Source organism: Spirosoma pomorum (assembly GCF_054776615.1).
This window is the reverse complement of the sequence record NZ_BAAHBP010000024.1, coordinates 188,050-200,560: the sequence shown is the minus strand read 5'-3', so window position 1 is coordinate 200,560 and position 12,511 is coordinate 188,050. Positions and strand designations below refer to the sequence as shown.

14 protein-coding genes are annotated in these 12,511 nt (G+C 48.8%); 3 read left to right on the top strand and 11 right to left on the bottom strand.

Annotated elements, in window-relative coordinates; genetic code table 11:
- Positions 1-4: 4 nt before the first annotated feature.
- The 3 genes from ACYVAD_RS14395 to ACYVAD_RS14385 form a co-directional block, all read right to left on the bottom strand.
- The gene (locus ACYVAD_RS14395) at positions 5-439 is read right to left on the bottom strand and encodes a TPM domain-containing protein (RefSeq protein ID WP_461140201.1); all 435 of its coding nucleotides are present in this window, start codon (positions 437-439) and stop codon (positions 5-7) included.
- A 60-nt stretch (positions 440-499) separates the two neighbouring features.
- Positions 500-1,081, bottom strand: a complete 582-nt coding sequence (locus tag ACYVAD_RS14390; RefSeq protein WP_461140200.1) for a LemA family protein — start codon at positions 1,079-1,081, stop codon at positions 500-502.
- A gap of 70 nt (positions 1,082-1,151) precedes the next feature.
- A complete protein-coding gene (locus ACYVAD_RS14385; protein ID WP_461140199.1) occupies positions 1,152-2,603 on the bottom strand; it encodes a DASH family cryptochrome in 1,452 nt (483 codons plus the stop codon).
- 147 nt (positions 2,604-2,750) lie between these two features.
- Here ACYVAD_RS14385 and ACYVAD_RS14380 point away from each other — a divergent pair, with 147 nt between their 5' ends.
- Positions 2,751-3,539, top strand: a complete 789-nt coding sequence (locus ACYVAD_RS14380; protein ID WP_461140198.1) for an SDR family oxidoreductase — start codon at positions 2,751-2,753, stop codon at positions 3,537-3,539.
- Between the two features lie 3 nt (positions 3,540-3,542).
- On the opposite strand, the gene ACYVAD_RS14375 is transcribed toward ACYVAD_RS14380, so the two are convergent.
- From ACYVAD_RS14375 to galE, 7 genes are all read right to left on the bottom strand, one after another.
- A complete protein-coding gene (locus ACYVAD_RS14375) occupies positions 3,543-4,205 on the bottom strand; it encodes a response regulator transcription factor (RefSeq protein WP_461140197.1) in 663 nt (220 codons plus the stop codon).
- 24 nt (positions 4,206-4,229) lie between these two features.
- The gene (locus ACYVAD_RS14370) at positions 4,230-5,039 is read right to left on the bottom strand and encodes a sensor histidine kinase (protein WP_461140196.1); all 810 of its coding nucleotides are present in this window, start codon (positions 5,037-5,039) and stop codon (positions 4,230-4,232) included.
- A 124-nt stretch (positions 5,040-5,163) separates the two neighbouring features.
- Positions 5,164-5,874 (bottom strand): hypothetical protein, encoded by a 711-nt coding sequence (locus ACYVAD_RS14365; protein WP_461140195.1) that lies wholly within the window; start codon positions 5,872-5,874, stop codon positions 5,164-5,166.
- Positions 5,875-5,883: 9 nt separating this feature from the next.
- Positions 5,884-6,294 (bottom strand): hypothetical protein, encoded by a 411-nt coding sequence (locus ACYVAD_RS14360; RefSeq protein WP_461140194.1) that lies wholly within the window; start codon positions 6,292-6,294, stop codon positions 5,884-5,886.
- A 303-nt stretch (positions 6,295-6,597) separates the two neighbouring features.
- Entirely contained in the window at positions 6,598-7,458 is an 861-nt protein-coding gene (gene rfbA / locus ACYVAD_RS14355) for a glucose-1-phosphate thymidylyltransferase RfbA (RefSeq protein ID WP_461140193.1), read from the bottom strand.
- A gap of 124 nt (positions 7,459-7,582) precedes the next feature.
- On the bottom strand, positions 7,583-8,659 hold the full coding sequence (rfbB, locus tag ACYVAD_RS14350; RefSeq protein WP_461140192.1) for a dTDP-glucose 4,6-dehydratase: 1,077 nt from the start codon (positions 8,657-8,659) through the stop codon (positions 7,583-7,585).
- A 25-nt stretch (positions 8,660-8,684) separates the two neighbouring features.
- Positions 8,685-9,731: a UDP-glucose 4-epimerase GalE gene (gene galE / locus ACYVAD_RS14345; protein ID WP_461140191.1), complete on the bottom strand. Its 1,047-nt coding sequence runs from the start codon at positions 9,729-9,731 to the stop codon at positions 8,685-8,687.
- Between the two features lie 129 nt (positions 9,732-9,860).
- Between galE and ACYVAD_RS14340 the strand changes: the two genes are divergently transcribed.
- Positions 9,861-10,736, top strand: a complete 876-nt coding sequence (locus tag ACYVAD_RS14340; RefSeq protein ID WP_461140190.1) for a transglutaminase-like domain-containing protein — start codon at positions 9,861-9,863, stop codon at positions 10,734-10,736.
- A gap of 35 nt (positions 10,737-10,771) precedes the next feature.
- On the opposite strand, the gene ACYVAD_RS14335 is transcribed toward ACYVAD_RS14340, so the two are convergent.
- The gene (locus ACYVAD_RS14335; RefSeq protein ID WP_461140189.1) at positions 10,772-11,425 is read right to left on the bottom strand and encodes a 4'-phosphopantetheinyl transferase family protein; all 654 of its coding nucleotides are present in this window, start codon (positions 11,423-11,425) and stop codon (positions 10,772-10,774) included.
- A 95-nt stretch (positions 11,426-11,520) separates the two neighbouring features.
- On the opposite strand from ACYVAD_RS14335, the gene ACYVAD_RS14330 reads away from it, so the two are divergent.
- On the top strand, positions 11,521-12,420 hold the full coding sequence (locus tag ACYVAD_RS14330; RefSeq protein ID WP_461140188.1) for a WD40 repeat domain-containing protein: 900 nt from the start codon (positions 11,521-11,523) through the stop codon (positions 12,418-12,420).
- Positions 12,421-12,511: the final 91 nt, after the last annotated feature.

Sequence of the window (12,511 nt, the reverse complement as noted above, 5' to 3'; positions counted from 1 at the left end):
GTTTTTAGTCAAACGATATATCGTCGGAAAGCTCATTGGTATCGTTCGCACCGGCATGGGGAAAGTATTGCCGTAACTGCAACCCGGCTCGCTCGATACCCTGACTTAGGCCACCTACGTAGTCACCGGCCGCAAAATACGTCCGCATTAAGTCTTTCGTACTCGCCCAGAAATCAGTGGGCACTTTGGCGTTAATTCCTTTATCGCCGATAACAGCAAACTTGCGATCCGTAAGCGCCAGATAAAATAGTACGCCGTTACGTTCTTTCGTTTGATGCATACCTAGTCGGCTGAAAACATCAACGGCTCGCTGAACGGGATCACCGTCCGGGCAGTGCTGTTCGACGTGCACCCGGATTTCGCCCGATGTTGTTTTTTCGGCCTGGCGAATAGCACCAACGATACGCTGCTGCTCGTCGGGCGTGAAATGAGGATTCATACGGAAAGGTTTTATGCAATCAGGCCAGCGCCACTTGCGAAGCGCTGGCCTGACTCATGGCTAAAACTGTACCGTTGGTGCGTTTTGGGCAGCCTTAGAAGCTTCAAACAAGCCCCGACGCTGGAATCCGAAGATACCGGCAAATATGTTGTTCGGAAACGAACGGACCGATTGGTTATAACTGGTTGCCGCGCCGTTAAAATCGTTACGTGCTACGGCAATTCGGTTCTCAGTTCCTTCCAGTTGCGCCTGTAGTTCAGAGAAATTCTGCGTGGCCTTCAACTGCGGGTAATTCTCGGCTACCGCTAGCAGACGCGACAGCGAACCGCTCAGCTGATCTTGAGCAGCCTGAAATTTCTGAATATTCTCCGGAGTCAGTTGATCGGCGCTCAGGTTGATTCCCGTTGCGCTGGCACGTGCCTTAATAACGGCTTCCAGCGTACTTTTTTCAAAATTGGCAGCACCCTTTACGGTATTGACCAGATTTGGAATCAGATCAGACCGGCGCTGGTACTGGGTTTGTACCTGCGCCCAGGCCTGATCGACCTGTGTATCTTTTTCGACTAGACCATTATAGGAGCTACAGCCATAGAAGCCCAGCGCAATAGCAATAACGACAACGATAATTAAGGTTCTTGACATGGTTATGTTTCTGTAGTGATTTTATACACCAAAACTCCGCAGAAGTATTGATTTGTTTTCAACTTTTAGGTTAACGGTGTTTTTCGTCCGTAAGCCACTGGTTTGGATTGATGATCGGTTGTGGATATGTACTACCCAAAATTACGTTATAGTCAGCTTGTTCTTCGACGCTTAAATTCGACACCAGATGAATCTGGTCGGCAGGAACCGCAGCCAACTCGGGAAGCCAGTGTTTCACATAGTCTCCTTGCTCATCGTAGCGCGTAGCCTGGCTGTAGATATTGAAATAGCGATTTTGTCGCGGGTCGTTTCCTACACCGGCAACGTAATTCCAGTTCCCCCAGTTACTGCACGGGTCGTAATCGACTAATAAACTTTCGAAATACATAGCCCCCCAGGTCCAGTCGATTCCCATATCTTTCACCAGGAAGCTAGCTACGTTTTGGCGGCCCCGGTTAGACATGTATCCCGTCTGGTTTAGTTCGCGCATATTAGCATCGATAAATGGAATTCCCGTCTGCCCTTCGGCCCACCGTTGAAACAGGGCTAAATCACGGTTTCCCCGTTTGCTGAAATCGTATTTGATACCGCTCGGCTTAAACAGACGCGTACCATAACGAAGGGCCGTGAACCGGAAGAAATCACGCCAAAGCAGTTCGAAGACCAGCCAGTAGGTTGACTCATTCTTTACCCGCTCGGTTTCGTAGCGCTGTAGTTCCCAGTAAATCTGCCGGGGCGACAAACAACCCATCGAGAGCCAGGCAGAGAATTTTGACGAATAGTCCTCGCCCAGCATTCCGTTACGAGTCTCCTTGTATGTTTTCGCCAGATCCTGCTCCCATAGATACCGATGCAACCGGGCCAGAGCAACCGATTCACCACCTTTAACTTGAATAGCGGTTCGTTCATCCTGTCGACTCTCTTCCGCCGGGAAGCCAAAAGTCTCCAGAGTAGGCATCTCTTCCGTGGGTAGATTGGGAACCCCCACGATGCGATCAGGGGTTGGCATCAGCTCACGTACCGCTACTGATTTCTCTACCTGCTCCCGAAATTGCGTGAACTGAACCGGCAAACGGGAAATGTTGAAGGGCAAATCGCGAACGTGATAAAGCGTAGCCATCCAGAAGAACTCCAGGTCCACATTAAGTGGCTTGAGCAGCTTACTCAGATCCGATTCAACGTCCGTTTCCTCTTGTGTTACTTCTTTACTAGCGTAAACCGCAGCAGCGTCCACTTCTTCGGCCAGATCAGCCAGGATTTGGGAAGCATTTCCTGTACGAATAAGAAGCTCAACGCCCTTTTCTTTCAGCGATCGTTGTAGATCGGCCACACTATCGAGCATAAACGCCGTTCGATAGGCTCCCGTCTTTCGAATGTTCACATCAGATAGCGTAGCAAACCAGTCAGGGTTAAACACAAAAACGGGCACCACTTCATCAGCGTCGGCCACGGCCCGGGCCAATCCTTCGTTATCGTGCAACCGCAGGTCGTTACGGAACCAGTACAGAATACGTTTAGGCATAAACAGATAATCGGTATTACGTATCAAAACAACCCCGTAGCACCTGATTAGTTCCGACTACGCTGTCTCACGTTTTTATCAAATCTTCTTTTGTTTGTGTTCACCATAGGCACAGCAGCGACATGTTGCTCAAAACCAACGTAAACTATGAATCTTGATTTGACCGGAAAAACCGCGATCGTCTGCGGAAGTACACAGGGCATTGGTCGATCGTCGGCCATTGAATTGGCATTACTGGGGGCTACTGTTGTTCCGATGGCACGTAACGAAGAGAAACTACGGGAAACAATTAATGCGCTGGATACGTCACGGGGACAGACTCACCGGTACATTGTTGCCGATTTTGCCAACGCCAACGCTGTCACGGAAGCTATCAACCAGCATTTAACGCAGTATCCAACCGTGCATATTCTGATTAACAATACGGGTGGTCCCGCCGGAGGGGCGCTAATCGATGCACAGGCAGATGCCTTTGTGCAGACGTTTCATAACCATCTATTGAACAATCAGGCGCTGGTTCAGGCTGTGGTTCCAGCCATGAAAAAAGTAGGCTACGGCCGGATTGTGAACATCATTTCAACCTCAGTGAAGCAACCCATTGTGGGTCTGGGCGTATCAAACACCATTCGGGGAGCCGTGGCGCAGTGGGCTAAAACACTGTCTTTAGAAATTGCGCAGTTCGGCATTACGGTTAATAACGTCCTGCCAGGCTACACGCGTACCGCTCGACTCGATTCAGTGTTGTCGATGCGTGCTCAATCAACCGGAAAAACTGAAGAAGAGGTAGCTACGCAGATGCAGCAGGAGATTCCAACCGGACGCTTTGTCGAATCGGAAGAAGTAGGTGCGGCCGTCGCTTTTCTGTGTACGCCCGCTGCAGCCTCCATCAATGGGATCAATGTACCGGTCGACGGGGGCCGGACGGGCAGCCTGTAATAGCTAAACCAGATTATTCCGAAAGGCGAAGGCGACCATACCTGCGGTATTTTTGGTACCTGTTTTTTCCAGAATTCGCAGGCGGTGGCCTTCGACCGTACGGGGACTTAAGAATATTTTTTCACTGATCTCGTTAGTCGATAAGCCTTCGCAGAGCAAGGTTAATACTTCCTTTTCGCGTTCAGACAAAAGGATTTTACTATTATAAAGCCCATTCGATGCAAGGGGTTTGACCTTGTTTTTATTGGTCATCTTCCGTAGCATCACCTTGGAAACAAACTCGTTCAGGTAAACTCCTTCGTCCATCACTTTACGAATGGCCTTTTCAACTTCGCCTTCTTCGGCGTCTTTTAGCAGATAACCACTAACACCTTTTTCCAATAGGTGAAGCACCATCCGGTCTTCGTCGTGCATCGTGAGTACGATGATTTTCACGAGCGGGAAATTGTCCCGCAGGTAATCTGCCGTAGCCGTTCCATCCATGACGGGCATTTGCAGATCGAGCAACAAAACATCCGGCGTTTTTCGCGAAATTCGATCAATTAATTCTTTCCCATTACTAGCTTCCAGAATTAACTCAAAGTCATAGACTTGATTCAGGATTGAGCTCATTCCTACCCGAAACAAATTGTGGTCGTCGCAAAGACCTAATCTGATTTTACGCATATCGGCGAAGCGTTAAGAGTTTAGTTAGCTGGGAATCAGGGCGGGCTGGAGATTCTGGAGACTAACCTGAGCATGAACTTTAGTCCCTCGCCCAGGAGCAGCATCGACCGTAACGTGACCGTTCATTACACTCAATCTACTTTCGACGTTACGCAACCCAATTCCCCGCTGTTTATTTTCCATAATAGCGTCAAAATCGAAGCCAACGCCATCGTCCATCACCGATAATCGTACGTCATTATCAAAGCAATAGAGCTGCACCACGATCTGCTGAGCCCTTGCATGGCGGATAGCGTTGTTGATCAATTCCTGCGCAATACGGTACAACGTCAGATTCAGTGATGACGGCCACGGTTCGGTTATAAATGGACAGTCGATTTGTACCTGTAGGTCATCATTCGTAGCCCGGTCTGCCAGTTCTTCCAAGGCAGCCAGTAAACCAAATCGTTCGAGTGTCGTCGGTACCAAATCGCGGCTGATACGCCGGACGTTGAACATTGTTTCGTCCAGAATCGCGCGGGTTTTCTGAATTTGTAAACTGAGCCGAACGTTATTATCAGTTGAGAAGCGCTCAATCTGATTCAGATTCATCTTTGTTACCGACAGCATCGTACCAATACTATCGTGCAGATCTTCGGCCAGCCGTCGACGCTCCCCTTCCTGCCCCCGAAACGTTGCCGCCATCAACTCCCGCCGATGTTGTTCCTGGATTTCCTTGAGCACAAGTTGCTGCCTCACCTGCTTTTGCTGATAATAGGCAACGAAGACAATGATAAACACTGCCATCATTAACAGCGCGGCCGTCCCAACTGCGATGACAAAACCAGAGCTCATGGCTGCGTAGAAGTTTCCAGATTAATTGTTTCAGCAGCAAAATTGGCAATCAACTGCTGAATTTCAATAAGTTGTAAGTAGCATTGAGTGAATGGTGGTATACAGTCCTCTATTGAATCAATACTTACAGAAATACTTGCTGATTTTTCCGGGTGGTATCGACAAAATTCTCTTGATCGCGCTTACTTACCCAAAGGCCAATTGCTGCAATGCAGCAGAATACTATAAATAAGGTTTGACAGATATTCCAGTAACGATCAAAAATTTCGGCGGGAACCTTTGCGATGTCCCCATACCAGTATTCACTGAATAACATACTAAAAAAAGTACCGGACGCGTATACTAATAACCCTGCGCAGAACCAAAACATGGAATGCAGCAGAACATTCTTGATGCGCATATCCACCAGCACCTTATTGAAATAAGCCAGTGCGAATCCGATGGACACGACTCGAACGATTGTCATGGACATTGTCGATACGTTGCTGCTGCTATACGTGTATGCAATTCCAGCAAGTGATAGTAGCAGTACGCCAATAATGATCTGTCTTGATTTTTTCGACTCAAACGACCAGTAAAAAATCTGACTAATAAAAATGACCTGGAAGAACGCTTCTACGTTCTGCACGAACGTCGTACTCCTGGTCAATAATACCAGCCACAACGAATAACTGTCTTTGGTAAAGAAAAAGATAAATAGGAGCCATATCCAGAGGCCGACCCGATTCAGTTGCCGAATCCGAATCAGTCCGGTCAGTATGGGTAGTAGACCACTCAAGTGAGCAAGTAGATCGAGAGGATACCGGGCGCTTAAATCCAGAAACCGTTCCCACATAGGCCCGGTTCAATTACGGCAATGCTGTGGGCACGTCCATCCATCGCCAACGGCACCTCCACCACCATCGTCAGCTGGCATATCTTTCAGCCCAACGATATCAGCGTAAACTGGCATATCGTCGCCCTTATCATTGACACCCGTCAGGAGAACGCGCGGAATCAATTGACCTTTACCCGTCTCTGTTGGCTTGCCATCCTTGTCCTCCCAGCGTTTGGCATAATGGATACGTAAACCGACGCAACCTGGCTGTGATAGAAGACGCATTACCTGATCAGCACCGAAGAATTCGGATCGAATATACTCATCTTCTTTCAATTGAGCAGCCAGTTTACGCTCCTTATACGTGTCCCTTAGGGCTTGGGCTTCTTGGCTACTTAAAATACGTCCGGCATCTTTTGTAAATACATTTAATTTCATAAAACAAAGTGATTGGTTGGTACAGATAAATTCTCTTTAATGGGATAGTTAGCGGAAAGCGCCACTAAAAATAAGGTTTAGACAAACATGTCCAGTACTGGCCAAACCCCATCCCCGACTAAACATATTAATAAACAGCTACTTACGTAAAAATAATACGTAGTTCTACGTAGCGGAATAAGGAATTACGCTTGTCGACATTTGAAACAGGATAAGGATTATTTTGGCCATTGTGGACTACTACACAAACAAAAAACGCCGGAGCTATCGTCCCGGCGTTTTGTCAGTAAAAACGTGTTTCGCTTATCGTAGTAAATCCAGCAGATACTGACCGTAGCCACTTTTTACCAGAGGTTTCGCTACGGCCTCTAACTGCTCAGCATTGATAAACTTCATGCGGTAGGCAATCTCTTCGATGCAACCGATTTTTAGACCCTGTCGTTCTTCGATAACCTGTACAAACTGACCGGCCTGCATCAGCGATACGAACGTGCCCGTATCCAACCACGCCGTTCCCCGATCCAGGACGCCCACTTTCAGCTTGCCTCTTTCTAAGTAGACCCGGTTGATGTCAGTAATTTCCAGCTCGCCCCGGGGAGATGGTTTAATATTTTTGGCGATTTCAACAACGTCGTTATCGTAGAAATAAAGCCCAGGAACCGCGTAGTGTGACTTGGGGTTTTCGGGTTTTTCTTCGATAGACAGTACATTGAACGCATCGTCGAACTCGACAACGCCGTACCGCTCAGGGTCGTGCACCTGATACGCGTAGACAACGCCCCCATCTGGATCATTATTCGCCTGCAACAATTTTGACAAACCGGATCCATAGAAGATATTGTCGCCGAGTACCAGCGCTACTTTATCATCGCCGATAAACTCTTCGCCGATGATAAACGCCTGCGCCAGTCCATCCGGACTTGGTTGTACAGCATAGCTGAACTGACAGCCAATTCGGGAGCCGTCACCCAGTAGTTTCTCGAAATGCGGCAGATCGTGGGGAGTCGAAATAATCAGGATCTCCCGAATACCCGCCAGCATCAGAATCGATAGCGGGTAATAGATCATCGGCTTATCGTAAACCGGCATTAGCTGCTTGCTAACTGCCAACGTAAGCGGGTGCAAACGTGTACCGGATCCCCCGGCAAGAATAATTCCTTTCATCTTATTTTTAAAGAGTGAAAGAGTGAAAGGCCGGGCCGCCAGTGCGGTGAAAGAGTGAAAGACGGCTTCCGGAAAGGTTGCTCTTTCACTCTTTCACCGCACCGGCGGCCCGGCCTTTCACTCTTTATCTGTTTGCATACATACCCTGATAGTAGTTCTGGTAGGTACCAGACGTAACGTTGTCCAGCCACTGCTGGTTGTCCAGAAACCAGTCGACTGTTTTTTCAAGGCCCTGTTCGAACTGTAGCGACGGCTGCCAACCCAGTTCGTTCATGATTTTCTTGGCATCAATGGCGTATCGCAGGTCATGACCGGCACGGTCCGTTACGTAGGTAATCAGCTGCGCTGACGTTCCTTCGGGACGACCTAGCTTGCGGTCCATGATGCTACAAAGCAAGTTCACCAAGTCAATATTTTTCCACTCGTTGAAACCGCCAATATTGTAAGTCTCTCCCAGTTTACCCGTGTGGAAAATTGTGTCAATGGCACGAGCGTGGTCGACAACGAACAACCAGTCCCGAACGTTTTCCCCCTTACCATAAACAGGAAGTGGTTTGTTCGTCTGGATGTTGTGAATCATCAACGGAATCAATTTCTCGGGAAAATGATTCGGGCCGTAGTTATTCGAGCAGTTAGACAGGACAATCGGCATTTTGTACGTATTGCCGTAGGCCCGAACGAAATGGTCCGAAGCGGCTTTCGACGCCGAGTAGGGCGATTGTGGGTCGTAAGCTGTTTCTTCGGTAAAGAAGTCTTCTGGATTGTGCAACGAACCGTACACTTCGTCCGTCGACACGTGGTAGAACCGCTTTCCTTCAAAGGCAGACGTGCCCCCGGCCCCGTTTGCCTGCCAGCTATTTTTAGCGGCATTTAGTAGATTGACCGTGCCCACAACGTTCGTCATCACGAACGACATGGGATCCGTAATCGACCGGTCAACGTGTGACTCGGCCGCCAGGTGAATGACGCCGTCGAGTTCTAGCTCAGCGAACATGTCCTCCAGAAATTTCGCGTCGGTGATATCACCTTTAATAAACGTGTAATTTGGCGCGTTCTCAATATCCGACAGATTGGCCAGATTCCCGGCATAGGTCAGTGCATCGAGGTTATAAATCTGGTATTCGGGGTACTTCGTTACGAACAGGCGAACAACGTGAGAGCCAATAAACCCGGCTCCACCCGTAATTAATATCTTTTTCATGATTAAATGCGATACGTTACTACTACTAAGAATTGGTTTTAGCACTTATTTTCTGCTGCCACCGCCATGCATCGGTCAGTGACTCAGCTAGTGATCGACTAGCGGTCCACCCCAGCTCGGTATTTGCTTTTGTTACGTCGGCATACACCTGCTCCACATCACCCGAACGACGTGGCCCAATTGTGTAATTCAGTTTGACGCCGGTTACTTCTTCAAAAGTCTTGATAATGTTCAGAACTGTTTCGCCACGTCCCGTACCGATATTTATGACGTCGTACAAGGACTCCGCAGTGTTTTCGCTTAGCTTGCGCAGCGCTTGTACGTGAGCTTCGGCCAGATCCATCACGTGAATGTAATCCCGGATACAGGTTCCGTCTGGTGTATTGTAATCATCGCCGTACACAGTCAGACTCGACCGAATTCCAGCAGCCGTCTGCGTAATGAATGGTATCAGGTTTGCAGGAACACCCAGGGGCAATTCGCCGATTTCGGCCGACGGATGCGCACCAACAGGATTGAAATACCGCAAAGCAATGGCCTTCAATGGAGCTTGCGCCTGCACTACGTCGCGAATGATGTCTTCGCAAATCGCTTTCGTATTTCCGTAAGGCGATTGAGCGGGTAGTCTGGGTGTTTCTTCCGTGACCGGCAGTTTCTCCGGTTGTCCATAGACAGTACAGGATGACGAAAACACCAAATTCGGTACGTTGTACTTGGGCATCAGCTCCAATAAGAGCATGAGCGACTCTAAGTTGTTCCGGTAATATTTGAGCGGTTCGCGGGTCGATTCGCCAACGGCTTTGTAAGCGGCAAAATGAATGACGCCTGTGAGTTGCTCCTTCTGAAAGATCGATTCCATAGCGGCCGAATCGTTACAATCAGCCTGGTAGAATGCTACACTTCGGCCAAGTATCGTTCGGATACCATCTAAAGCGAACCGTTCAGAGTTAGAAAAATCGTCGACAATGACCGGTTCGAATCCAGCTTCAACTAACGAAACAACCGTGTGCGATCCGATAAAACCAGCCCCGCCGGTAACCAGAATCTTGGGTAAACTACCTGTGGAAGTCAAACCGTTTTTTATAAAAATTTTGTTAGTATTTTAGCCGAGCGGCTCGCTAAGCCCGACAAAAGTAGTATATTCAGTAGGTTTCCGAAAGTGAATTTTATCGTGGGCGCACTGACAACGAGGTAGAAGCGTATGAATGAAAATGAATTGAGAGCCCTTATTTCGCTGCTAGATGACGACGATCGCGAAGTCGTTGAGCATGTAGAGCAGCAAATTCGCCAATTAGGTGGTCAAATGATCCCCCTTCTGGAAACCGAATGGGAAGGCAGTTTCAACCCCAAACTACAAAAGCGCATTGAGGAAATTATTCATGACCTTCAATACGAATCGGTTCTTGACCGAATGCGTGAATGGAAAAGCGGGGGAGCTATGGACTTACTTGAAGGTCTGTGGATTATAGCCACCTACCAATATCCAGACCTATCGCTGGATAAACTTCGGCTGGATGTTGAACAACTGTTCTATGATGTCTGGGTGGACTTCAAGATGGATATGCATCCCGACGAGCAGATCAAGGCAATGAACAGTGCATTTTTCACTAAGCTTAAGTTCTCACCTAACACGAAGCATTTCCATTCACCGGTTAACTCCATGATCAACCAGGTGCTGGAATCGCGCCGTGGAAACCCGATCACGCTTTGTGTCCTGTACATGTTGATTGCTCGGCGTCTGAATTTACCCGTTTACGGTGTGAATCTGCCCAACCTATTCGTACTGACATACAAGAACGAAAGCGGGGTGCAGTTCTACATCAACGTTTTTAACCGGGGATTGATCTTCACGAAGAAGGATATTGACCAGTACATTGATCAGTTGAATCTAAAACGGCTGGATACGTTCTATCAACCCTGCACGAATGCAGACATTGTTCGGCGGGTGTTACGTAACCTAACCCTGGCGTTCGAGAAAAACGGTGATACCGATCGAGTAAAGGAAGTGGAACAGATTATGGACGCGGTTCGGGATGATGGCGATGGCCTCCCCCTCTCCGATTATACCCAACGCTAACAGAGAAGTCCGGATAATACATCCGGACTTCTCTGTTAATAGGCTATGGCCAATAACCCCGGTCCTGTTCGAAAGCAGCGGATCGTAACAGCCGCGTGGCCGGGTTGCTCGCGTACTTGAGGCAGTATTACGTGCCCCGTTAGCTGGTCGTCCTCATCAGCAAAAGGCTCAACGAGTAGGTGCTCGCGGAACGTAAGCTGCCGTTTACCATAAAGTTTGTACAACGCTTCTTTAGCACACCAGTACACGGCCAGACGTTGAGGCAGTCCAGCAGCATGAGCAATCTCCGCTTCGGACAGCACGCGAGGAACTACTCGCCGAAACTGTTCCCGAATAGGCTCAATGTCGATCCCCACGGGCTGCGACTTATGGAGAACGGCCGATGCCCAGCCGCTGGTATGCGAAAGCGAAATGTGCCAGTTCAGACCAATTGGATGTGGTTTACCGTACTCATCTTTCCATAAACCTGCATAGGGTACCCCCTGCGCCTGAATCAGGTGCTGAACGGCGACCCGACACCCCAGCCATTCCAACCGCTGTGCTGGATGTCGAATAGCCGTCAGGTCGGCTATTTCAGGGTCAGTTAGTGGCAGGCAGGCACGTAGTGATTGCTCTGTCGCGTCCGCACCAATGGCAAACAGTATGGCGGTACAGTCATCGCTTAGCTGTAGCGTAGTCAGTTGCGACATGGGGTTTTAATGTAATTTTGGGCCAACAACACAAGATACGTGCAGGAAGTTTACGGACACAATGCCGGAAATCGGTCTCTGCGTGTTAGACCGGTATGATTATTCAAAAAATTGATACGTTCGGGGGGCATACTGATTGCGTCTATACGCTTGCGGGCGATTCGAAACCCGATCATTTTTTCTCGGCGGGGGGCGACGGAATGGTTGTTCGCTGGCAGTTGAACCGACCAGATCTCGGTGAACTAATTGCCCGTGTTCCGGCGTCGGTCTATGCATTGGCTCACCATCCGGCCTCAGGGCTGGTCTGGGTTGGTCAAAACTACGAAGGTATTCACCTGATTAATCCCAGCAACAAACAGGAAGTAGCCTCTGTCAAGCTCACCTCGGCGGCTATTTTCGACATTGCTTTTCACAAAACGACCGCTTTTATTGCCCTATCCGATGGGGTAGTCATCGTTTTAGATGCAGATCAACTAGCTGTTCGCAGGCACCTGAAAGCGTCGAATCAGTCGGCTCGCTGTATAGCGGTCAACCCTATTGAGCGCGAGCTGGCGGTTGGATACAGCGACCATACGATTCGTATCTTTGATCTCGAATCATTTGACCTCAAGCAGGTTATCACTGGTCATACAAACTCCGTTTTTACGCTGGCTTACTCTCCCGATTTCCGGTTTTTGTTATCGGCGGGTCGGGATGCCCACCTGAAGGTATGGGATGCTGAGCGAACCTACGCTTTGCACCAGGATGTCGTAGCCCACATGTTTGCCATTAATCACCTTGCATTCAGCCCGGATGGTTCCTTGCTGGCAACAGCTAGTATGGATAAATCCGTTAAGATCTGGGATGCCGATACATTTCGGTTGCTGAAGGTGGTCGATCGAGCCCGACACGCCGGTCATGGCACGTCGGTGAACAAATTACTTTGGACCAACAATCCCCAACGATTACTCTCTGCCAGCGACGACCGTACGATTTCAATCTGGGCGTTAGCTTGATCCCCCGTTCCCGCAGAAAATAGTATGTATCCTTGCTTTTTTTTGTAAAATCCATAATAAGGGCGTTATTTCACCACCGTCAGATAAATGT